The sequence below is a fragment of the Streptomyces sp. NPDC051569 genome, assembly GCF_044454085.1.
Classification (GTDB): Bacteria; Actinomycetota; Actinomycetes; order Streptomycetales; family Streptomycetaceae; genus Streptomyces.
Map to the genome: position 1 here is coordinate 58,800 of NZ_JBITDJ010000011.1, position 23,264 is coordinate 82,063.

Genomic DNA, 23,264 nt, shown 5'->3' on the forward strand with positions numbered 1-23,264 from the left:
GGGGAACAATGTCGGTCGAAGTACCTATATCGGATAGGCGGAGATATCCATGGTCGCGAAGCGCTCTCGTCCTGATGTCGGGGAGTCTCTCCTTGGCTGTTTCCGTCACCCTGCTCACCGTCGGCGAGACAGCGGTGGCCGCCGAACGCGGCGTGCGGCCCCTGGTCACCCCGAATGAGGCAGTGGCGACCGAGGCCGCCGATATTCCGTCCGCGCGGGTCGCGGCCCGGCTGTCGGGCAAGCGTGTGGAGGCGCTCTCGGAGCGCTCGGAGACGTCAACGACGTGGGTGAACAAGGACGGCTCGCTCACCACCGAACTGACCGCTGGACCGGTCCGTTTCCGGGACAAGGACACGCAGGACTGGCGGAACGTCGATCTGGCCCTTGCGGCCGGCCCGGACGGATCGGTCGAGCCGAAGGCACACCCGCGCGGCCTGCGGCTCGCCGGCCGGACCGGCACTCCGGCGGCCTCGCTGAAGGCGGCCCAGACAGCCACGGGCACAGATCTGGTCACGCTGGGCGAGGGCGAGCAGCAGATCACGCTCCAGTGGAAGGGTGGGTTACCCGCCCCCAAGCTGCAGGGCACCCGGGCGGAGTACGTCAACGCCGTGCCCGGCGCCGACGTGGTGGTCCAGGCGACCCGTACCGGCTTCGAGCAGTACGTCGAGATCAAGCAGCGCCCCACCGCCGGCGGCTACACCTACACGCTGCCGCTGCGGGCCAAGGGCCTCCGGGCCAAGCAGCAGAAGGACGGCAGCGTCCTCTTCACCGACGCGAAGAACACGAAGCGGGCCGTGATGCCGGCTCCGGTGATGTGGGACGCCACCGTCGACGAGGTCTCCGGCGAGCACACCCGGCGGGTGCCGGTCGCCATGAAGGCCGTGACCAAGGGCTCAACGGTCGATCTGGTCATCACCCCGGACGCGAAGTTCCTGGCCGACCCGGCCACGAAGTACCCGGTCACGGTCGACCCCTCGACCTCCTCGCTGGGCAACGTATTCGACACCTACGTCCAGCAGGGCGAGACGGTCGACTGGTCCGCCGACACCGAACTCGACATCGGCAACCCCGGAACCACCAACGCCGACGGCACCCCGCGTACAGCGCAGTCCTTCATCTCCTGGAATACCGCGCCCATTTCCGACGCGCTGGTCTCCAACGCCAAACTGTCGCTGTGGAACTTCCATTCCGGCAACCCGGACTGCAAGGCTTATCCGTGGGAGGTCTGGTCGTCTCCCGCTGCGACCACCGCTAGCCGCTGGACGAACCGGCCCGTCATGACGGCGAAGAGGGCCACCTCGACCGAGACGCGCGGCAACGTCGGCTGCACCGCCGCCCCTGACGGGTGGATCAACGCCGATGTGACCACGCTGGCCCAGGAATGGGCCTCGGCCAAAACCACGCGCGGGCACATGGGTCTGCGCGCCACCAGCGAATCGGTCATCCAGCAGTGGAAGCGGGTCAACTCCGCCAACGCCACAGCCAATCCGCCCAAGCTGGTCGTCACCTACAACTACCGGCCCCGCACCGGAACCAAGCAGGAGGCCGGGCCGCCGTACTTCTCCTACACTGGCGCGTACACCGTCAACACCGTGACCCCGACACTGCGCGACACCTTCGTCGATCCCAACGGCGACAAGGTGAACGGCACCTTCCAGATCTTCGACGGCACCAGCGACACCCAGCTCGGCGAGGTCCTGGTTTCGCCATATGTCCCTTCGGGGCAGACCGCCTCCGTGAAGGTTCCGGCCGGTGTGCTGGCCAACGGCAAGACGTACACCTTCCGCACCTCACCGTACGACGGTGACCACTACAACCTCGGCTGGTCGGCAAGGAAGACCTTCACCGTCGACGCCTCGGCCCCGTCCGCTCCGACGCGGGTCGTCTCGACGGACTATCCGTCGGACTCGTGGGTCAAGGGAGCGGGCCAGGCCGGCGTCTTCACGGTCACCCCGCCCGCGGCCGACCACCAGTGGCTGGAGTGGTCACTGGACGATGTGACCTGGACCAAGGTTTCCACTGCTGGCTCGACGGCGGCCAAGGCCATCTCCGTCACCCCGCCGCGTGACGGTACTCATACCCTGTACGTCCGCAGCGTGGACAAGGCTGACAACAAGTCCGAGGCGATCGAGTACACATTCAACGCCGGTCCCGGCGGGTTTCTCCAGCCCTCCGACAGCGAGCGCACCGCACGGCGCCTGCCGCTCGTCGCCGAGGCGGACGCGGCCAAGTACAACGCCGTGTCGTTCTCGTGGCGACGCTCTGAGGCGGATGCCTGGATCGCGATCCCGGTGGCGGACGTCACCGCCGGCGGTGTGCCAGTGACGGCCTGGCCCGTCCCGCTGACGAACGGCAGGAACGCCCCGCTGGTCTGGACTGCCGCCACCACGGTCGACCCTGACGGCACGGTGCAGATTAAGGCCGATTTCACCGGAGCGACCGCCGTGTCCGGCAGCAGCAACCCGCTCACCGTTGTCGTCGACCGCGACGCCGACGAGGCCGCGGCCGAGGAGATCGGGCCCGGCTCGGTGAATCTCCTCACCGGTGACTACACGCTGTCCGCCTCCGACGTCTCGTACTACGGGCTTTCGGTGACCCGGACCGCGTCCTCTCGTACCCCGCAGGCCGGGGCGGAGCAGCAGGGCCAGGCCGCGATCTTCGGCCCCCAGTGGGTCTCCGGCACGACTGCCGAGCTGACCGAATCCGACTACGCACACATCCGCAGGATCTCCGACACCGCCGTCGCCGTGGTCAAGGCCGACGACACCGAGGTCCACTTCACCGCAAATTCCGGCAGAACCGGGTGGGTTCCGGAGCCGGGCTCACAGGACCTGATCCTGAAAGGCAGCACCAGCGGCTCCTTCACGCTGTCGGACTCCGAAGCTGTGGTGACCGAGTTCGCCAAGCCCGATCCGGCTGTCGTCACCTGGCAGGTGGTCTCGACACGCCTCGAAGGGCTGGACGTCTCCACGACGACCATGTCGACCGAGACCGTGCTGACGGGCAGCAAGACCCTAGCCCGCCCCAAGCGGATCGTGGCCCCGACCTCGGCGAACACCAACGCCGTCTGCCTCGCCACGCCCACTACCAAGGGCTGCCGAGTGCTGGAGTTTGTCTACGCCACCGCCACCACGGCGACCGCCACCGCCTTCGGCGACTACCAGGGTCAGGTCAAGGAGGTTCAGCTGTATGCCTCCGCGAGGTCGGCCACCTCGGCGACCGCCCGCGCGGTGGCCACCTACCAGTACGACGACGCCGGACGCCTGCGCCAGGAGTGGAACCCGCGCCTGGCCCAGTCCACGCAGACGCAGTACGCCTACGACAGCGCGGGCCGCGTCATCACCTACCAGTCCACGACGGACCAGCCGTGGACCTTCACGTACGGCAAGGTGGGGTCCGGATCGACCGCAGGGGAGGGCATGCTGCTCAAGTCGTCGCGCCCGGCGCTGAAGCAGGGCACGACCAGCACCCTTGAGGGCACCGCGGCCACGACCCTCGTCTACGACGTCCCGCTGACCGGGACAAGCGCTCCGTACAAAATGGGCGCGGCGGACGTGAAGGTCTGGGGGCAGACCGACGCCCCGACCGATGCCACCGCCGTCTTCCCCGCGGATGCCGTGCCGTCGTCCAACACCGGCGCCGGTCTCACCGCCGCCTCCTACGCCCGCGCGAACATCAGCTACCTCGGCGTCTCGGGGCGCACGGTGAACTCCGCGGCACCCGGCGGCCATATCTCGGCCTCGGAGTCCGACAGGTTCGGCAACACCGTCCGGGATCTCACGCCGGCCAACCGTGCCATCGCCCTGGGAATCACAGCCGCGGACAGAGCCGCCCAGGCCAACCTCGGCATCGCTCAGCTCACCTCTGCCGAGCGCGCCAGGCTCCTGTCGACCAGCTCCGTGTACGACGCCGACGGCACCCGGGAACTGGAGGAACTGTCCCCGCTGCGCAGGGTCGACCTCACCGCGGACCTGAAGTCCGGCACCACCACACTGGTTCCCTCGGGCACGTCCGTGACCGCTCGCGGCTGGACGGTGAACGAGTACGACGCGGGCCGTCCCACCGACGGCACCGCCGGCGTCAAGGACCAGATCACCAAGATGACCGTCGGAGCCCAGGTTCGTGAGCACCCCGGGGTCCAGGGCGAGACCAGGGCCACCCAGACCGTCTACGACTGGACCCGGGGCCTGCCGGTCAAGAAGATCCAGGACCCGGGTGGCCTGGCCATCACCACCACCTACGAGTACGACGCGAAGGGCCAGGTGTTCAAGGAACTATCACCCGGAGCCACCGGGACCGACGCGGCCACCCGTGTGACCAGGTACTGGTCCGCCACGGGCACCGCCGCCTGCGAGGGACGTCCCGAGTGGGCCGACCTGTTGTGCTCCATTGGTCCCGGCGGGGCTATCACCGGCGGCGGCAGTAACCCCAGCCAGCTCGCCACCAGCACCTATGAGTACGACGCCTGGGGCAACACCACATCGATCAGCAACAACGCCAATGGCCTCACCCGCACCACCACCACGACGTACGACGGCGCGGGCCGCGCCACCACGGTCGCGGTGACCGGCGGAGTGGGTGAGACCGTCCCGACCACCACCACCGGCTACGACAGCGTGACGGGCCGGGTTCTCACCGTCAGTTCCCCGACGGCCGGGACGATCACCAAGGCGTACGACACCCTCGGCCGCCTGATCTCCTACACCGACGCGGACGGCGGCAGGACCACGACTGAGTACGAACTCCTCGACCGCCCCGCCAAGGTCAGCGACACCGTCCCGTCCGTTCTCACCTTCACCTACGACCACACCGTGGAACCCCGCGGCCTCGCGACCAAGCTCACCGACTCCGTCGCCGGAGTGTTCAGCGCCACGTACGACCCCGAAGGCAGCCTCCTCACGGAGAAGCTGCCGGGCGGCTACACCATGACCGTCCGCAACGACTCGATCGGAACGGCGATCGACCGCACGTACACCCGGGACAGCGACTCGGCGGTCGTCTACTCCGACAGCACGACCGCCTCCGTCCACAACCAGACCACCAGCCACGCGGGCTGGTCCGACCAGACCTACCGCTATGACGCTGCCGGGCGTCTGGTGACCGTCCAGGACACGTCCGACACGATCTGCACCCGCCGCGCCTACGGCTTCGACGTCCGCACCAACCGCACCACGGTCACGAAGGCCACGGCGGCGGCGGGCGCGGACTGCCCGACCAGCGGCGGGACCGCGACGACCACGACCTACGACTCGGCCGACCGGCTCAACGCCACCGGCTACACGTACGACGCCTTCGGCCGCACCACAGCGTTGCCGGGCAGTGTGACCGCCGGCTACTACGCCAACGACATGGCCCGTCAGGAGACGACTAGCACCCGGCGCCAGACGTGGGCCATGGACGCGGCCCTGCGGCTGCGCTCGTGGACCGTCGAGGCCAACACCTCGGGCACCTGGGCGAACGTCGGTACGAAGACCAACCACTACGACTGCGACTCCGACAACCCGCGTTGGGTCGTCGAAGACGCCTCGACCGGCGCGGTGACTCGCAATCTGACCTCGCTCGCGGGAGGTCTCGCCGCGACGACCAGTGCCACCGGCTCCACGGTTCTCCAACTGTCCACGATCCACGGGGATATCGCCCTGCAGCTTCCCCTGGACGCGGCCCAGGCCCCCGTGGCGCTGGACACGGACGAGTACGGCACGCCCAGGGCAGGGCAGGCCGCCACCCGATACGGCTGGCTGGGCACCAAGCAGCGCTCCGCCGAAACCGTCACAGGGCACACCCTCATGGGTGTACGGCTCTACAACTCCACCACCGGCCGGTTCCTGTCCGTCGACCCGGTCCACGGCGGCGGAGCCAACCGCTACGGCTATCCCGGTGACCCGGTCAACCAGAACGACCTCGACGGTCGCAAATGGAAGTGCAAGGCCAAGTGCAACATCGAGGGCAAGGGCTCGCACTGCACCGGCCACCTCTGGGGCGCCGGCTCCGGGAAGACGAAGGACGGCGCTGTGAAGGACGCGAAGCGGGACGCCACCCAGCAGGCGCCCCGTGGCTGCTATGCCCGTCATTGCCGGGCGTATGACTGCACCAAGAACCGGGTCAGGCAGTCGTGGGACGGCAACTACGACCCACGCACCATGCACCGGCACAATGCGCCGAACTGGATGAGGCGCGCCAACCACAACTCCTGGGGAATCCTGTTCCGCAGCGAGGTGTGGAGGGGGACCTACGGCAGCTTCTGCGGCTGCAGCCCCTGATCCCCCGGCCACGGTGCGGGACCCGTGTTCTGACCTCCGCCCGGGGTACCACCCCGGGCGGGTCCAGGTCCCCGGAGCGCGGCACACTGGCCCCCCGCTCGCCAGCCCAGTTCGGAACGAGGACCACATCATGAGCGACACCGACGCAGAAGCCGCTGGTATGACAACGGAGCCCAGGCTGTGGCAGGTAAACATCGCCTTGCTGGCGACAGCCGCCCAGCATGAGGAACTGATGGACCGGCTGGTGAAAGCGCTGTGCCCGGACTGCTCGCACGAAGGGCCATGCCCCATTCCCTGGGGCATGCACAGTGTGAACGGCGACTCTCTTTCCAAGAAAAAGCAGAAGGCCCTCCGGGAGGAAATCGCCGAGACCAACGGTCCGGAACCGGTCTGACGGAATCGGTCTGACCGACGCTTTGAGCCCGGTTCCGCATGCCATGCGGAACCGGGCTCGTTCGCGTGGACGCCCGCCTCACCGACCCAAGCAGTTTGGATCGTCACCAGTGTGTGCGGTGATCAGTCGCTGGCGGGCCTTCCCAATGTCTCAGTCGATGATCGCGACTAAGCCGACCACGCCGCCGGTGGAGGCGTCGGCTCCCTTCGGGGCGATACCTCCAAGGTCTCCGCCAAGAGCACCATCGCCCGTACCGGCGTTCTCTCGGCTCACGTGCTGGGCTTCGACGCTCAGGGGGCGATGGTGCGGCTGTGGACGACGACGGTTCGCGGCAGCACGGCTGGGCACGTGACGCCCAAGACGGACTTTCAGTCGGTGACGGTCACGCTCACCTGGGAGTCCAACGACTGGAAACTTGAAGGCAGTTCGAGTACGAACGGCCTGGTCGCTCCCATCGACGTGCGGCAGGCGTCCAACGTCCCCGGCGACTTCTCCGGCTACGCTCCGGCAGCTGCAGAAGACCCCGTCCTGAGCGGTTCGGCCAACCAGGACGGATTCCCGGCGCCGTATGGACGCGATGAGCGCGGTGCCCGTGCCGCTGCCGTGAGCGCCACCATGCTCTACGGCGATCCCCGGTTCTTCGTCAGCGAGGACTGGCGACACCGGATGCTGGCGGCCACCGCCGCGTCCAACGTGCTGCACTCGGTCACCTCCGACACCGACTCGACAGCTCGCCTGGTCATGGAGAACCGAGGAGTCGGCGCCGATGGCAAGACCGCCGACGGAAGCGAGCTGATTACGCGGACGGCGGCACTCGCCACCCGCTCGATCTCCTACTCGGACCAGGCCGCGAGCATCGAGCTGTGGACTGCTTCGGTGGGCGGCGTTGCCGGGAAGGACGAGACGCAGCGCCCGCAGGTCGCCTTCCTTCGGATGACCGTGGATCTGGTCTGGGAGGACGGCACCTGGAAGACGACGGCCGTAACGCCGTCCGAACCGCTCGTGCCGTCGCCGCCGGCCATGCAGGAGGCGGACCCGGCCGACAGCTTCTCGGCCGTGGGGGTGCCAGCAATGCGCCTGCGACTGCGTGACGACGCCCCCGGACTGCTGACCATCGAGCGGGGAACCCCGGGCCGCTGGCGCCGCCGCCTCCAGGCGGTAGCCATGGTCAACGTGATCATCGGGTTCGTGTTCGTGCCCTCCGCGGTGGCCGACCCCTTCTGTTACATCACATCCCGATGGTGTGCGAGGCGAAGGCAGCAATCGACTTCGGCAAGGACCCGCTCGGGTTCCTGCTCCAGGAAGCTCACCGAGGCCAACATCTGGTTCCTGCGCAAGATGCTGGAACTGACCCAGAACACCACGAAGATCGACCTCACGTCCGCTGGCTTCCTGAAGCAGTACGCGATCATCTTCGCGGCCTCCAGCCTGCTGATCGCCGTGGCCAAGCGGGCGGTCCGCGGGGACGCCGTGACCACCGCGGTTTCCGAGGCGATCGGATTCCTGCTCCTTCAGTTCGTGGTCAACGCGATGACACCGGGCGCGATCGCTCTGCTGATGAATGCCGTTGACGAAGTCACCGCCATTTTCGAGCCGTACGCGACAGCGAACTTCAAGCCCTTCCTGGAGAACATCCTCAAGGTGATGGCGGCGAACCCCACGCAAGGCGTGGGATGCTCCTATGCTTGTCAAGCGGCAGGAGCGAGGTCGATTTGAGTGATTCGTTCCGTTGGTGTGGTGGTCAGGGCGCGGTAGACCTCGCGGGCGACGAATCGCTTGAGGCAGCGCATGATGTCTTTCTTGTTCAGCACCCTGAGCCCGACCGGGGAGACGTCAGCGCAGCGGGGCGGCGAACGGCGGCGTAGACAACATCGCTGAGGTCGCCGCATTCGGCGCGACGAATCATCCCCTCCGTGTGTAGCTCGTGGTCGTCGAATGGGATTCCGCGCGGCTGCGGTGACCGCCTCACGGAAGTGCCCGCTGCGCCACAGGGACCTGGCCCCGTCCCACACCCACCGGTGCATAGCAGCCGCACCGAGCTGAGGCGCGTCGTCCCCAAGCCGCTCGCGCACCTCCGCGTCCCGCAACAGGACAGCGTCGGCACGCTGGGCCGCTTCCCGGTGCTGGCACCAGCGGTTGACGGTCTCGTTGCGGTCGCCGGGAACCTGCGTACGCCACTGTGGCAGGACCCGGTCCAGAATCTGTTCCACGATCTGGGCGCTCGCCACGAATTCGCGGCCTCCGCCGCGGTTGGCCAGCCTGGCACTGAAGATGGTCATGCCGGGCGGGTCGGCAGGCGAGTACAGCTCGGTCAGCTTCAGGAAGCTTGCCAGCTCGGCCCGGGCCCATGGGATATCGATGCTCATCAGGGCATCATCTATGCGGCCACTGACACCGCGCAGGTTCTTTCCCCGCAAGGGAGACGACTGCTGAGAGCGTCAGGCGGCGGCAGACAGCAGTTGCCCCATGGTCGCGGGGACAGAAGGCTCCACGCGACAGTAGACCCACGTCCCGCGCCGCTCGGAGGTGAGCAGGCCCGCTTCCCGCAGCTTCTTCAGGTGGTGGGAGACCGTCGGCTGGGAGACGCCCACGTCGGAGATGTCGCAGGCACACGCCTCCCGCCCTCGTGCGAAGCGACGGCGATCATGACGGCCGGCTTCGTCCTCGGCGTGCTGAGCATCCTCATCGTCGCCGCCGCCCCGAACTTGCCGCTGTTCTTCTCCGGTTGAGTGCTGGCGGGCTTCGCCATGGCGGCCACCTTTTACCAGCCCGCCATCGCCGCCATCACCCGCTGGTGGGCCCTCGACCACGCGCGCGCTGACCATCGTGACGCTTGCGGGCGGGCTGGCGTCCACCTTCTTCGTACCTCTCACCGCAGCGCTGGCCGACCACCTGTCATGGCGCATGACCTACACGGTGCTCGCCGCCGTCCTGGCCGCCGTCACGATTCCCGCCCACGCGCTGGCACTCAGAGCCCTCTGGCCTTCAGCACCATCGCCTTCGACGGCCGACGCCGGCCAGTCCGAGGGCGAGTGCGAGTGCCGCGGTGGTGAGGCCGCCGAGTGCGATCAGAGCGGTCGTACGCGCGGTGACTTTGGTGCGGCGGGCGATGGCCGCGTACCCACCGCGATCACCGACCGATGGGGCACCACCCACTACGGCCGCCTATCCCGCCTCCTCGGCACCGACCACCACTACCGCCACCGCCCTCGCCCCCTTCGCCAGGGCCGCACTGGCGATACCAGTGGGCGGGTACCCGCAGTTGGTCGGAGTGCTGGCGACTGTTTCCGTGCTTGCTTCCGTAACCGCGCTCCGCGCGGCCACGGAATGCCCTGTTCCCGGTCGGTAACGGGGACGTCGGGCCCCAGGGATTCGAGATCGCAAGCCACGTACGGAGCGACGATCCCGATGGCGTGAGACGGGGCGGAGTTTCGCGCTCGACAGCCGTGGGACCGCGCCACGACGCTCCCTCAGGCAACCACGTAAATGGCCAGGTCAGAGGCATCTGAAGTGATCTGACACGCTGCGACAGCGGGTCAGTACCGCACCGTGCGCGGTTAGTACCGCACGGAAAACAGCCGTGAAATTCACGTTTCCGCAGGTCAGAACGTTTCTGCAGGGTAAAACTGGTGGGGCGGGTGGGACTCGAACCCACGGCCGACGGATTATGAGTCCGCTGCTCTAACCGGCTGAGCTACCGCCCCTAACGGCGCGTCGCGCACATGTGTGCGCGCCGTCTGCCGCAGCATAGCCGCTCATACGATCTGCTGCCTCGGATGGTCGGCTTCGCCTGACCATGAGGACTTCGCCGCGCGCTGTCCGGTTCCAGGATCTTCGTAGAAGATCCGAAGGAGATCCGAAACCGGGCCCGCAGCGCGGGATCCAGACACGCGAAAGAGGACCCCGAAGGGTCCTCTTCGCTGCTTGCTCCCCCGACTGGACTCGAACCAGTAACCCTCCGGTTAACAGCCGAATGCTCTGCCAATTGAGCTACAGGGGACCGCGCTCCCCCGACTGGACTCGAACCAGTAACCTGCCGGTTAACAGCCGGCTGCTCTGCCAATTGAGCTACAGGGGATTGCTGCGTTTGCACCGAACGTACCTCCCTGGGATGTCCCAGGCGGCGCGCGTTCGCTGCGACACATACATTAGCGCAAGCAGGGGGGTGCTCCGCCAATCGGTATCTCCCGGGTCACGTCGGGTGAGTCCGGCGCCGGCGGGGTAGGCGGGAAGCAGACACCAACGGTCCGACGCTCAGGAAGGGTGGCAGCCATGCGGTACCGCCTCACGTTCATCGCGGGAGTGGCTTGCGGATACGTGCTCGGGACGCGCGCCGGACGCGAGCGTTACGAGCAGCTGAAGAAGTCGGCGCGCCAGGTCTCGCAGAACCCGGCGGTGCGCAACGCTGCGGAGTCGGCCGCGCAGACCGGCCGCCAGTACGGGGGCAAGGCGTACCACCTGGTGAGCGGTGTCGTCGGCGACAAGGTCGGGGACAAGGTGCCGGACTCGGTGGCGCACCGCGTGCGCTCGCTGCGTGAGCGGAGCCAGAACGGCCGGGACGACTGGGGCACCAGCAACACCTGAGCCGGTACGGCGGCCCCGGCTCCCCGCCCCCGCACCCGCCCGTACCGGCGGCGTCCGGCTCGCGGGCGCGCGTGCGTGCGGCAGAATCGGGTGCCATGGGAATAGTCGCCGGGTTGGACAGTTCGTCCGGAGTCACGCGCATTGTCGTCTGTGACTCGGAGACGGGTGCCGTGCTGCGCCAGGGGTACGCACCGCATCCGGTCGAGCCGAAGGCCACCGAGGTCGATCCGCAGGCCTGGCTGCTCTCCCTCGGTGAGGCCGCGTCCGGCGGCCTGCTGGAGGGCGTCCAGGCCATCGGGGTGTCGGCGCAGCAGCACGGCATGGTGGCGGTGGACCGGCAGGGCAACCTCGTCCGTCCCGCGCTGCTCGGCAACGATAAGCGGGCGCAGGTCGCCGCCGCCGACCTGATCGACGCGCTGGGCGGGCGGCAGGCGTGGGCCGAGGCCGTCGGGTCCGTACCGCAGTCGGGGCAGCTGGTGGCCAAGCTGCGCTGGCTGGCGCGGACCGAGCCGGAGGCGGCGCAGCGCACCGCGCTGGTGCTGCAGCCGCACGACTGGCTGGTCTGGCAGCTGCTGGGTCGTCCCGCGCGCCGGACGACCGACCGGGGCTCCGCCTCCGGGACCGGCTACTGGTCGGCGCGGACGGGCATGTACCGGCCGGATCTGGTGGAGCTGGCGCTGGGGCAGCAGGTCGCGCTGCCGGAGGTACTGGGCCCCGCCGACGCCGCCGGGACCACCCCCGAGGGGCTGCTGATCTCCGCCGGCACCGGTGAGACGATGGCCGCCGCCTTCGGGCTGGGTGTCGCCGTCGGGGACGCCGTGGTGTCGCTGGGGGCGTCGGGTTCGGTGATGGCGGTTCATCACGAGGCGCTGGCCGACCCGACCGGGATGATCACCTCGTTCGCCGATGCCACCGGGATGCATCTGCCGGTCGTTCATACGCTCAACGCCGTGCGGGCGCTGCGCGGTACGGCACAGCTGCTCGGCACGGAGGACCTCAACGAGCTGTCCGCGCTGGCGCTCACGTCCACGCCGGGCTCCTCGGGCCTGGTGTTCCTGCCGTATCTGGAGGGCGAGCGGACCCCGCAGCTGCCGCACACGGCGGGCACCCTGACCGGGCTGCGGCGCGAGTCGATGAAGCCGGAGCATCTGGCCCGGGCCGCCTTCGAGGGCATGCTCTGCTCGCTCGCCGACGCGATGGACGTCCTGCGCGGGCGCGGGGTGGAGGTGCGCCGGGTGTTCCTGCTGGGGGCCGCCGCCGAGCTGCCCGCCGTACAGGCCATCGCTCCGGCGGTCTTCGGGGCACAGGTCGTGGTCCCGCAGCCCGCGGAGTACGCGGCGCTCGGCGCGGCCCGGCAGGCGGCCTGGGCGCTGGGGGTCTCGCGGGGTTCGCTCGCGCCGCACACCCCGCCGGCCTGGCAGGGCGCGGCGGCGCAGGTCTTCGAGCCGGGTGAGGACGCGGCCGTCGGGGCGGCGGTGCGCCAGCAGTACGCGGCGACGCGGGAGCAGATCCACCCGGGGGCGTTCGCGCCGGGCGCCTGAGCGGGGGCGCCTGAGCGGGGGCGGCCGGGCGGGGACGGCGGGCCGGAACAGCGGGCGGGAACAGCTGAGCGGGGGATGGCGGGCAGGGACGGCGGTCGGGGGGCGGCCGGGCCTTCCGCCCGCCGCGCGGGAGCGCCCCCCACCTGCCGCGCGGACCCCCGTGCGCCTGTCTTGACCCGTCCTTGGACATTAATCCTTGGGTTCCAGCTGGTGGAGTGCCGCAAGATGGGTCCGGACCCCTGGTCCTGCCCCCGCTCCTTGCCAACTCCGAGAGACTGCGCGTGCTCCTACGACTCCTGCGAGCCCACCTCGCTCCGTACAAGAGACCCATAGCCCTGCTGGTGGCGCTTCAGCTGCTGCAGACGAGCGCCACCCTCTATCTGCCCACCCTCAACGCCGACATCATCGACAACGGTGTGGTGAAGGGGGACTCGGGTTACATCCTGGGGCTCGGCGGCGTCATGATCGGCGTCAGCGTGGTCCAGGTGATCTGCAACATGGGCGCCGTGTACTTCGGCGCCCGGACCGCCTCGGCCCTCGGCCGGGATGTGCGGGCCGCCGTCTTCGACCGGGTGCAGAGCTACTCCGCCCGCGAGGTGGGGCAGTTCGGAGCCCCCTCGCTGATCACCCGCACCACCAACGACGTCCAGCAGGTCCAGATGCTGGTCCTGATGTCGTTCACGATGATGGTGTCCGCGCCCATCATGTGTGTCGGTGGCGTGATCATGGCGCTCGGCCAGGACGTTCCGCTGTCGGGTGTGCTGCTGGCCGTGGTGCCGGTGCTGGGCATCGCGGTGAGCCTCATCGTCCGGAAGATGCGACCGCTGTTCCGGACCATGCAGACCCGGCTGGACACCGTGAACCGGATTCTGCGCGAGCAGATCACCGGCAACCGCGTGATCAGGGCCTTCGTACGGGACGAGTACGAGAAGGAGCGCTTCCGGGGCGCCAACACCGAGCTGACCGGCGTCGCGCTGTCGACCGGGCGGCTGATGGCTCTGATGATGCCGACCGTGATGACCGTCGTGAACGTGTCGTCGATCGCCGTCGTGTGGTTCGGTGCCCACCGCATCGACAGCGGCGGGATGGAGATCGGCGCGCTGACCGCGTTCCTCGCCTATCTGATGCAGATCGTGACGGCCGTGATGATGGCCACCTTCATGTTCATGATGGTGCCGCGCGCCGAGGTGTGCGCCGAGCGCATCGAGGAGGTGCTGGACACCAGGTCCAGCGTCGTACCCCCGCGCCGGCCGGTGCGGGAGCTGCGCCGGCACGGGCATCTGGAGGTACGGGGGGCGGAGTTCCGCTTCCCCGGGGCCGAGGAGCCGGTGCTGCGCGAGGTGTCGCTGGTGGCGCGGCCGGGCGAGACGACCGCGGTCATCGGGTCCACGGGCAGCGGCAAGTCGACGCTGCTCGGGCTCATACCGAGGCTGTTCGACGCGACCGGTGGTGAGGTGTTCGTGGACGGCCAGGATGTGCGGGAGCTCGATCCCGCGCTGCTGGCGAAGACCGTGAGCATGGTGCCGCAGAAGCCGTATCTCTTCTCCGGGACGGTCGCGACGAACCTGCGGTACGGCAACCCCGAGGCGACCGACGAGGAGCTGTGGCACGCGCTGGAGGTGGCGCAGGCGAAGGAGTTCGTCAGCACCCTGGAGGGCGGGCTGCACGCGCCGATCGCGCAGGGCGGTACGAACGTCTCCGGCGGGCAGCGCCAGCGCCTCGCGATCGCGCGGACCCTGGTGCAGCGGCCGGAGATCTACCTCTTCGACGACTCGTTCTCCGCGCTGGACTACGCCACGGACGCGGCGCTGCGTCAGGCGCTGGCGCGGGAGACCGCGGAGGCGACCGTCCTGATCGTCGCCCAGCGGGTCTCGACCATCCGTGAGGCGGACCGGATCATCGTCCTGGACGAGGGCCGGGTCGTCGGATCCGGCCGCCATCACGAGCTGATGGCGGACAACGAGACATACCGGGAGATCGTGCTCTCCCAGCTGACCGAGGCGGAGGCGGCCTGATGAGCGGTCCGGGCGGACGCATGATGATGGCGGCCGGTGCCCACCAGCGGTCCATGGACTTCGCGGGGTCGGGCAAGCGGCTGCTGCGGCGGCTGACCGTGGAGCGGGCCAGCCTCTGGTGGATGCTCACCGCCGGTGTGCTCAGTGTCACCCTGGCGGTGACAGGTCCGAAGATCCTCGGCCGGGCCACCGACCTGATCTTCGCGGGGGTCGTCGGCCGGCAGACGCCGGAGGGCGCCACCAAGGCGGAGACCATCGCCGGCCTGCGGGCCCGGGGCGACGGCGGGATGGCCGACCTGCTGTCCGGGGTGGACTTCACACCGGGGCACGGGATCGACTTCGGCTCGGTGGGCGAGATCCTGCTGCTGGCCCTGGTCCTCTACGTGGGCTCCGGCCTGCTGATGCTGATGGCGACGCGGCTCTCCATCCGGGTCATCAACCGCACGGTGTTCCGGATGCGGGAGGACGTGCAGGCGAAGCTGTCACGGCTGCCGCTGTCGTACTTCGACCGGCAGGCGCGCGGCGAGGTGCTCAGCCGGGCGACGAACGACGTCGACAACATCTCGCAGACCATGCAGCAGACGATGGGTCAGCTGATCAACTCGGTGCTGACGATCCTCGGCGTGCTGGGGATGATGTTCTGGATCTCGCCGCTGCTGGCACTGGTCGCGCTGGTGACGGTGCCGCTGTCGGTGGTCGTGGCGGCGAAGGTCGGCAAGCGGTCACAGCCGCAGTTCGTGCAGCAGTGGAAGGTCACCGGCACGCTGAACGCCCATATCGAGGAGATGTACACCGGGCACTCCCTGGTGAAGGTCTTCGGGCGTCAGCAGGAGTCGGCCGAGATGTTCCGCGTGGAGAACGAGAAGCTCTACGAGGCGGGCTTCAAGGCGCAGTTCCACAGCGGCATCATGCAGCCGCTGATGTTCTTCATCTCCAATCTGAACTACGTACTGGTCGCGGTCATCGGCGGGCTGCGGGTCGCCTCGGGCACCCTGTCGATCGGCGACGTGCAGGCGTTCATCCAGTACTCGCGGCAGTTCTCGATGCCCCTGACCCAGGTCGCCTCGATGGCGAACCTGCTGCAGTCCGGGATCGCGTCCGCCGAGCGGATCTTCGAACTGCTGGACGCCGACGAGCAGGAACCGGACACCCCGGCGGTGGAGCGGCTGCGGGAACGGCAGGGCCAGGTGGCACTGGAGAACGTCTCGTTCCGATACGTTCCCGACAAGCCGCTCATCGAGGATCTGTCGCTCTCGGTGGACCCCGGCCAGACGGTCGCCATCGTCGGCCCCACCGGCGCGGGCAAGACAACGCTGGTCAACCTGCTGATGCGGTTCTACGAGGTCTCGGGCGGACGGATCACCCTGGACGGCCTGGACATCGCGAAGATGTCCCGTGAGGAGCTGCGCGCCGGGATAGGCATGGTGCTCCAGGACACCTGGCTGTTCGGCGGGACGATAGCGGAGAACATCGCGTACGGCGCTTCGCGCGACGTCACCCGGGAGGAGGTGGAGGAGGCGGCGCGGGCGGCCCACGCCGACCGTTTCGTCCGTACGCTCCCCGACGGCTACGACACCGTGATCGACGACGACGGGACCGGCGTCAGCGCCGGTGAGAAGCAGCTGATCACCATCGCGCGGGCCTTCCTGTCCGACCCGGTGATCCTGGTGCTGGACGAGGCGACCAGCTCGGTGGACACCCGTACCGAAGTGCTGATCCAGAAGGCGATGGCGCGGCTCGCCCACGGGCGTACGAGCTTCGTCATCGCGCACCGGCTCTCCACGATCCGGGACGCGGACGTCATTCTGGTGATGGAGAACGGCGCGATCGTCGAACAGGGCACGCACGACGAGCTGCTGGCGGCGGAGGGCGCGTACGCACGGCTGTACTCGGCCCAGTTCGCGCAGGCGGTCGTGGAGGTGGACTGAGGGTCCCGGGAGATCGGTCCCCCGGGAGAATGCCGGCGCCGCGCCCCCGACCCCGTACGGGCTGCCGTACGGGGTGGGGGCCGGCGCCGGTCCCGGTCTCAGTCCAGGTAGCCGCGGAGCTGGTCGGCGGAGGCGTGGACGCGGAGTCTGTTGAGCGTCCTGGCCTCGATCTGGCGTATCCGCTCGCGGGTGACGCCGAAGATCCCGCCGATCTCCTCCAGGGTGCGCGGCCGGCCGTCGGTCAGTCCGTACCGCAGCTGGACCACCCTGCGTTCTCGTTCGCCGAGGGTGGAGAGCACCGCGTCCAGATGCTCGCGCAGCAGCAGGAAGGCCGCGGATTCGACGGGGGACGCGGCGTGGCTGTCCTCGATCAGATCGCCGAGCGCGACATCCTCCTCCTCCCCCACCGGCGCGTGCAGGGAGACCGGCTCCTGGGCCAGCCGCAGCACCTCGCTGATCCGCTCGGGGGGCAGCTCCAGCTGGGCGGCGACCTCTTCGGGGGTGGGCCGGCGGCCGTACTCCTGGAGCAGGGAGCGCTGGACCCGTACGACCCGGTTGATCAGCTCGACCACATGGACCGGCACGCGGATGGTCCTGCCCTGGTCGGCCAGCGCGCGGGACATGGCCTGGCGGATCCACCAGGTCGCGTACGTGGAGAACTTGTAGCCGCGCGCGTAGTCGAACTTCTCGACGGCCCTGATCAGGCCCAGGTTTCCCTCCTGGACGAGATCGAGCATGGTCAGCCCCCGGCCGATGTAGCGCTTGGCGACGGAGACGACGAGCCGCAGATTGGCCTCGATCAGGCGGCGCTTGGCCATCCGGCCGAGGACGACCAGCCGGTCGAGATCCAGGGCGAGCCGGGAGTCCAGATCGGAGGCGCCGCTGAGCTTCTCCTCGGCGAAGAGGCCGGCCTCGACGCGGCGGGCCAGATCGACCTCCTCGACGGCGGTGAGCAGCGGGACGCGGCCGATCTCCCGCAGGTACTGGCGGAAGAGGTCGGACGACGGCCCCGCGGTGTCGGCGGCCCGGCGGCCTCGCCGGCCTGGTGGCTCGGGCACGGGAAGCACCTCCGGAGGGTCCTCGGTGAGGGTCTCCACGGCCATCACGATGCCGGGAAAGGCCCCGGGAGCACCGGGAGCCTCGGTCAGGGCCTCGGGTGAGGCTCCAGCCCCGGGTAGGGCTCCGGCCCCGGGTAAGGCTCCGGGAAGGGTCTCGGTCACGGTCCGGGTCTGCACGGGGGGCGACCTCCAGGGTGATCGCTGCCGGGTCGGGGGTGCCGGTTCGGGGTCGTGCAGCGGCGGGACGGGGCGGCGGCCGGGCCGCCGTCCGTCCCGTACACGGTGAGCGGATCGCCCTCAGTGTGGAGTACGACACGTCGTTGCCACGAGGGGCGTGCGGCGACTTTCTGAGTCCTGCGGGTGACCGGACCGTTACGCGGGTGTCCTCGCGGGCCGGAGACAGGGCCCGGGCAGTGCCTGGCGGCGCTTCGGGAAGCGGTCCGGGGGGCGGCGGGTCCGGGGCGATCCGCCGGCGGCCCGCAGGCGGATCAGAGGGCGTCCGCGCCTCGGATGCGCAGGGACTGGCCGTACTGCTGGAGCACCCACAGGTCGTTCTGCACGGCGGCGTACCTCTCCGGGTCACCGCCGCTGGCGAGCCTGGTCAGGGTCCCGGTGATGTCCTGGATGCGCCGGTCGACCGCGCGGATGCGGACCTGCACGAGATGGTGTCCCGCGTACATCTCGTCGATGGTCTTGCCCCGGAACACCTCGACGGCCAGTTCCGTGACGAGTTTGCGTACGGAGTCGTCGGGGACGGCTTCGAGCACCCGGGCGAGATAGCCCCGGCCGTCGGACACGCCCTGCTCCGAGCCGCCCGCCTCCTCGATGCAGTGCCGGACCATCGCGTAGGGCGGGGCCGTGAACTCGTCCTCCCCGTAGGCGTCGAAGGCCGGGGAGACGAGCTCGGGCTTCTGCAGGGCCAGCTTCAGCAGCTCGCGCTCCGTGCGGTGGGCGGGGCTGCGGAAGTTGAGCGCGGGGCCCGAGGTGCCCTGCGGGGCCTGGATCTCGTACGCCGGTGACCGGGGGGAACGGCCGGGCTCCGCCGCCGGGCCCCGGCCGCCGCGGTCGCGTGCCCAGCGCGCCACCTGGGCCACGCGCTTGACCACGAACTGGGTGTCGAGGATGCCGAGGATCCCGGCGAGCTGGACCGCGACCTCGTGCTGCGAGGAGCCGTTCTTGATCCTGGCGACGATCGGGGCGGCCTCGTCGAGCGCGGCGGCGCGGCCCGCCGGGGTCTCCAGGTCGTACCGGTTCACGATCTGCCGGATCGCGAACTCGAAGAGCGGTGTGCGCGGTTCGACCAGGTCCTGGACGGCTTCGTCGCCCTTGACGAGCCGCAGGTCGCAGGGGTCCATGTTGTCCGGGGCGATGGCGATATAGGTCTCGGCGGCGAACTTCTGGTCGTCCTCGAAGGCGCGCAGCGCGGCCTTCTGGCCGGCCGCGTCACCGTCGAAGGTGAAGATCACCCGGGCGCTGCCGTTGTCCATCAGGAGCCGTCGGAGGATCTTGATGTGGTCGCCGCCGAAGGCGGTGCCGCAGGTGGCGATGGCGGTGGTGACCCCGGCCAGGTGACAGGCCATCACGTCGGTGTAGCCCTCGACGACGACGGCCCGGCTGGCCTTCGCGATGTCCTTCTTGGCGAGGTCGACGCCGTACAGCACCTGGGACTTCTTGTAGATCGCGGTCTCGGGGGTGTTGAGGTACTTCGGCCCGTTGTCGTCGTCGCGCAGCTTGCGCGCGCCGAAGCCGACGACCTCTCCGGAGATGTCGCGGATCGGCCACATCAGCCGCCCCCGGAAGCGGTCGATCGGGCCGCGGCGGCCGTCCTGGGAGAGGCCGGAGAGCAGCAGCTCCCTGTCGGTGAAGCCCTTGCCGCGCAGATAGCGGGTGAGGTGGTCCCAGCCGGCCGGGCTGTAGCCGACACCGAAGTGCTCGGCGGCGGCCTGGTCGAAGCCGCGCTCGGCGAGGAAGGTCCGGCCCGGCTCGGCCTCGGCGCCGGAGAGCTGCTCGGCGTAGAACTCCGCGGCGATCTTGTGCGCCTCGACCAGCCGGGTGCGCTCGCCGCGCTGCGAGGACGGGTTGTACCCGCCTTCCTCGTACCGCAGGGTGATGCCCGCCTGGGCGGCGAGCCGCTCGACCGTCTCCGAGAAGGAGAGGTGGTCGATCTTCATGACGAAGGCGATGGTGTCCCCGCCCTCCTGGCAGCCGAAGCAGTGGAAGAGACCCTTGCTCGGACTGACCTGGAAGGAGGGGGATTTTTCGTCGTGGAAGGGGCACAGGCCCTTCAGGTTGCCGCCGCCCGCGCTGCGCAGTTGAAGGTACTCGGACACAACGGCGTCGATCGGGACCGCGTCCCGAACCACCTTCACGTCGTCATCGTTGATCCTGCCGGCCACGCGTGAATTCTACGGGGCCGCTCCGGCGGTCCCGACAGTCCCGGCTCCGGGATCAGCGGCCGAGGGAGCCGAGGGGGACGCCCGGGTCGCCGAGGGCCTCCAGATCCTGCTGAGCACCGGAGCGGATCAGGCGCTGGACGTCCTCCGTGACATCCCACACGTTGACGTTCATCCCGGCGAGCACCCTGCGGTCCTTGAGCCAGAAGGCGATGAACTCCCGCTTCCCGGCGTCACCCCGTACGACCACCTGGTCGTACGAACCCGGCGGCGCCCAGCCCGAGTACTCCAGGCCCAGGTCGTACTGGTCGGAGAAGAAATACGGGATCCGGTCGTACGTGACGTCCTGGCCGAGCATGGCGCGGGCCGCGGCCGGACCGCCGTTCAGGGCGTTGGCCCAGTGCTCGACGCGCACCCGGGAGACGGAGAGGCCCCCGCCCCAGCCGGAGAGCGGGAAGGCCGCCACGTCCCCGGCCGCGAAGATGTCCGGGTCGGAGGTCCGCAGGCCGGCGTCCACAGCGATGCCGCCGCCCTGGGCGGGGTCGACGAGAGCGAGGCCCGCGGCCTCGGCGAGGGACGTGCGCGGGGCAGCGCCGATCGCGGCGAGCACGTCGTGGGCCGGGTGCTCCTCGCCGTCGTCCGTGCGGGCCGCCAGGACCATACCGTCCTGGCCGGTGATCTCGGTGAGCCGGGCGCCGAAGTGGAAGCGGACGCCGTGCTCGCTGTGCAGATCGGTGAAAAGCTGACCCAGCTCGGGGCCGATGACGTGGTGGAGCGGCGTGGACTCGGACTGGACGACGGTGACCTCGGCGCCGTAGCTCCGCGCGGCGGCCGCCACCTCCAGACCGATCCAGCCGGCACCGGCGATCACCAGGTGGCCGTTGTCCCGGCCGAGCGCGGCCAGCACCTGGCGCAGCCGGTCGGCATGGGCGAGGCGGCGCAGATGGTGGACGCCCGCCAGATCCGTCCCGGGGATGTCGAGGCGGCGCGGCTCCGAACCGGTGGCCAGCAGCAGTTTGTCGTACCGAACAGACGTCCCGTCGCCGAGATGGACGCTCCGGGTGTCCCGGTCGACGGAGGTGACGGTCTGGCCGAGATGGAGCTCGATCTCGGCCTGGGCGTACCAGCCGGGCTCGTGGACGAAGACGCTGTCCCGCTCCTCCTTGCCGCCCGGATGCCCCGGATGACCCAGATAGCCCTTCGACAGGGGTGGGCGTTCATAGGGGTGGTCGCGCTCGTCACCAATGAGGATCACCCGGCCGGTGAAGCCCTCCGCCCGCAGGGTTTCCGCGGCCTTCGCCCCGGCCAGCCCACCACCGACGATGACAAAGGTCCGATGTGCGTCGACCACTGTGTTGCCTCCTCTTCGCGCTGTTCGCCATCCGCGAGCGTCCCGCACGGAGCGTGATGGCGAAAGAGGGAGCGCTCCACGGGTCCGTGCTCATGCCCTGACCCGGCTACTGTCCTGCAAGCCGACGCCGTGGACCGTGAGGCGTGCGGGGCGGGGGCGACGCGTGTCAGGCGAGGTGGCCGCCCGGTGCGGCGCCGAGCGGGTGTCGGGCTCGACCGCCGGGTACGGCTGTCCCGCCCGGCTGCCCGGTACGGCTCTCCCGCCCGGCTGTCAGGCTCGGCGGCTGGTGAGTCCCGCGTGCAGGGAGCGGGCCGCCGCGTCCGTGAAGGAGGCGATCTGGTCGACGATGACCCGCTTACGCGCCCGGTCGTCAGGAGCGGCGTCGAACAGCGCGCGGAACTGCGGGTCGAGACCCTCCGGGGCGCTGGCCGTCAGCGCCTCGGCCAGCTCGGCCAGGACGATCCGCTGATCGGCCCGGAGCGCTTCCTGTTCGGCGCGCTGCATGACATAGCGGTCCGCCACGGCCTTGAGGACCGCGCATTCGTCGCGGGCCTCGCGCGGGACGACCAGCTCGGCGGCGTACCGGGTGAGCGGGCCCGGGCCGTACGCCTGCCGGGTGGCACTCTCGGCGGCCAGGCAGAACCGGCCGATGAGCTGGCTGGTCGCGTCCTTGAGGCGGCCCTGGGCGACGGCCGAACCGTCATAGCCGTGCGGCCACCACTCCTGCCCGATGAGGCGGTCGAGTGCGTCGGACAGTTCCTGGGGGTCGGTGTCCGCGGGCACGTACCGGCCGATCGCGACCGACCAGATCGCGCGCCGCTCGGCCTCGGAGGAGAGGGCGGCGGGGTCGATGTGGCCGGCGTGGAGACCGTCCTCGAAGTCGTGGACCGAGTACGCCACGTCGTCGGACCAGTCCATGACCTGCGCCTCGAAACAGGTACGGTCCGCCGGTGCGCCCAGCCGGGCCCAGGCGAAGACCGGCAGGTCGTCCTCGTACACGCCGAATTTCACCGAGCCGGGCTGGGTGGGGTGAGCGCCGCGCGGCCAGGGGTACTTGGTGGCGGCGTCCAGGGCGGCCCGGGTGAGGTTGAGGCCGACGCTGACCAGATCGCCGCTGCCGTCGGGCGCGCGCACGAAACGCTTCGGCTCGATGCGGGTCAGCAGCCGGAGCGACTGCGCGTTGCCCTCGAAGCCGCCGCAGTCCCCGGCGAACTCGTTGAGCGCCTGCTCGCCGTTGTGCCCGAACGGCGGGTGGCCCATGTCGTGGGAGAGACAGGCGGCCTCGACGAGATCGGGGTCGCAGCCGAGCGCCGCACCCAGCTCCCGTCCCACCTGGGCGCACTCCAGCGAGTGGGTCAGCCGGGTGCGGGCGCTGGCGTCCCACTCCTGGCTGCGTGATCCGGGAGTCACCACCTGGGTCTTGCCGGCGAGCCGGCGCAGCGCGGAGGAGTGCAGCACGCGGGCGCGGTCGCGCTGGAACGCGGTGCGGCCGGGACGCTTGTCGGGCTCGGTGGCCCAGCGTTCGGTGGCCGCTTCGTCGTACGCGCCGGAAGGGTGCGAGGAGTCCGAGGGGGGCGGGGTGGTGAAGTCGGTGGTGCCTGCCATGCACCGACGGTAACCCGGAGCCGTCGGCGGGCGGTCCCGGCGTGCGCTGACGAGCCGTGTTCCGGGGTCCTCGGCGAAGGGCCGGCGTCATCCGGGCCGGCGTCATCCGGGGCCGGCGTCATCCGGGGCCGGGCC

General features: G+C 69.8%; 12 protein-coding genes, 3 tRNA genes and 2 pseudogenes. 8 read left to right on the forward strand and 9 right to left on the reverse strand.

Features of this window, described 5'->3' with window-relative positions:
- Positions 1–74: 74 nt before the first annotated feature.
- From ACIBAE_RS17775 to ACIBAE_RS17785, 3 genes are all read left to right on the forward strand, one after another.
- Entirely contained in the window at positions 75–6,260 is a 6,186-nt protein-coding gene (locus ACIBAE_RS17775; protein WP_399285919.1) for an RHS repeat-associated core domain-containing protein, read from the forward strand.
- A 130-nt stretch (positions 6,261–6,390) separates the two neighbouring features.
- Positions 6,391–6,654, forward strand: coding sequence for a hypothetical protein (locus ACIBAE_RS17780; protein ID WP_399285921.1), 264 nt, complete (start codon positions 6,391–6,393; stop codon positions 6,652–6,654).
- Between the two features lie 273 nt (positions 6,655–6,927).
- Positions 6,928–8,370: a hypothetical protein gene (locus ACIBAE_RS17785; protein ID WP_399285923.1), complete on the forward strand. Its 1,443-nt coding sequence runs from the start codon at positions 6,928–6,930 to the stop codon at positions 8,368–8,370.
- Here ACIBAE_RS17785 and ACIBAE_RS17790 read toward each other — a convergent pair.
- Both ACIBAE_RS17790 and ACIBAE_RS17795 read right to left on the reverse strand, forming a co-directional pair.
- Positions 8,343–9,020, reverse strand: a complete 678-nt coding sequence (locus ACIBAE_RS17790) for a hypothetical protein (protein WP_399285925.1) — start codon at positions 9,018–9,020, stop codon at positions 8,343–8,345. The two genes, ACIBAE_RS17785 and ACIBAE_RS17790, sit on opposite strands and share 28 nt — an antisense overlap.
- A 72-nt stretch (positions 9,021–9,092) precedes the next feature.
- Positions 9,093–9,298, reverse strand: a pseudogene (locus ACIBAE_RS17795) (ArsR/SmtB family transcription factor); the annotation flags it as partial.
- 1 nt (position 9,299) lies between these two features.
- Here ACIBAE_RS17795 and ACIBAE_RS17800 point away from each other — a divergent pair.
- Positions 9,300–10,163, forward strand: a pseudogene (locus ACIBAE_RS17800) (MFS transporter); the annotation flags it as partial.
- A gap of 118 nt (positions 10,164–10,281) precedes the next feature.
- Here the strand turns inward: ACIBAE_RS17800 and ACIBAE_RS17805 are convergent.
- The 3 genes from ACIBAE_RS17805 to ACIBAE_RS17815 all read right to left on the reverse strand — a co-directional run bounded on the left by ACIBAE_RS17805 (position 10,282) and on the right by ACIBAE_RS17815 (position 10,732).
- A tRNA-Ile gene (locus ACIBAE_RS17805) sits at positions 10,282–10,358 on the reverse strand.
- Positions 10,359–10,581: 223 nt separating this feature from the next.
- Positions 10,582–10,654 (reverse strand) — tRNA-Asn (locus ACIBAE_RS17810).
- A 5-nt stretch (positions 10,655–10,659) separates the two neighbouring features.
- Positions 10,660–10,732 (reverse strand) — tRNA-Asn (locus tag ACIBAE_RS17815).
- 194 nt (positions 10,733–10,926) lie between these two features.
- On the opposite strand from ACIBAE_RS17815, the gene ACIBAE_RS17820 reads away from it, so the two are divergent.
- The 4 genes from ACIBAE_RS17820 to ACIBAE_RS17835 all read left to right on the forward strand — a co-directional run bounded on the left by ACIBAE_RS17820 (position 10,927) and on the right by ACIBAE_RS17835 (position 16,722).
- Entirely contained in the window at positions 10,927–11,238 is a 312-nt protein-coding gene (locus tag ACIBAE_RS17820) for a YtxH domain-containing protein (RefSeq protein WP_399285927.1), read from the forward strand.
- A gap of 95 nt (positions 11,239–11,333) precedes the next feature.
- Positions 11,334–12,779 (forward strand): FGGY family carbohydrate kinase, encoded by a 1,446-nt coding sequence (locus tag ACIBAE_RS17825; protein WP_399285929.1) that lies wholly within the window; start codon positions 11,334–11,336, stop codon positions 12,777–12,779.
- A gap of 281 nt (positions 12,780–13,060) precedes the next feature.
- Entirely contained in the window at positions 13,061–14,794 is a 1,734-nt protein-coding gene (locus ACIBAE_RS17830; RefSeq protein ID WP_399285931.1) for an ABC transporter ATP-binding protein, read from the forward strand.
- The gene (locus ACIBAE_RS17835; RefSeq protein WP_399285933.1) at positions 14,794–16,722 is read left to right on the forward strand and encodes an ABC transporter ATP-binding protein; all 1,929 of its coding nucleotides are present in this window, start codon (positions 14,794–14,796) and stop codon (positions 16,720–16,722) included. The genes ACIBAE_RS17830 and ACIBAE_RS17835 overlap by 1 nt, the downstream gene beginning before the upstream one ends.
- 98 nt (positions 16,723–16,820) lie before the next feature.
- Here ACIBAE_RS17835 and ACIBAE_RS17840 read toward each other — a convergent pair whose 3' ends face one another.
- The 4 genes from ACIBAE_RS17840 to ACIBAE_RS17855 all read right to left on the reverse strand — a co-directional run bounded on the left by ACIBAE_RS17840 (position 16,821) and on the right by ACIBAE_RS17855 (position 23,129).
- Positions 16,821–18,017 carry an RNA polymerase sigma factor gene (locus ACIBAE_RS17840; protein WP_399286137.1) on the reverse strand — a complete coding sequence of 399 codons (1,197 nt, stop codon included), beginning with the start codon at positions 18,015–18,017 and terminating at the stop codon, positions 16,821–16,823.
- Between the two features lie 251 nt (positions 18,018–18,268).
- Positions 18,269–20,176 carry a DNA primase gene (dnaG, locus tag ACIBAE_RS17845; RefSeq protein WP_399285935.1) on the reverse strand — a complete coding sequence of 636 codons (1,908 nt, stop codon included), beginning with the start codon at positions 20,174–20,176 and terminating at the stop codon, positions 18,269–18,271.
- A 52-nt stretch (positions 20,177–20,228) separates the two neighbouring features.
- Positions 20,229–21,524, reverse strand: a complete 1,296-nt coding sequence (locus tag ACIBAE_RS17850; RefSeq protein WP_399285937.1) for an NAD(P)/FAD-dependent oxidoreductase — start codon at positions 21,522–21,524, stop codon at positions 20,229–20,231.
- 270 nt (positions 21,525–21,794) lie between these two features.
- Positions 21,795–23,129 carry a deoxyguanosinetriphosphate triphosphohydrolase gene (locus ACIBAE_RS17855; RefSeq protein WP_399285939.1) on the reverse strand — a complete coding sequence of 445 codons (1,335 nt, stop codon included), beginning with the start codon at positions 23,127–23,129 and terminating at the stop codon, positions 21,795–21,797.
- Positions 23,130–23,264 lie beyond the last annotated feature (135 nt).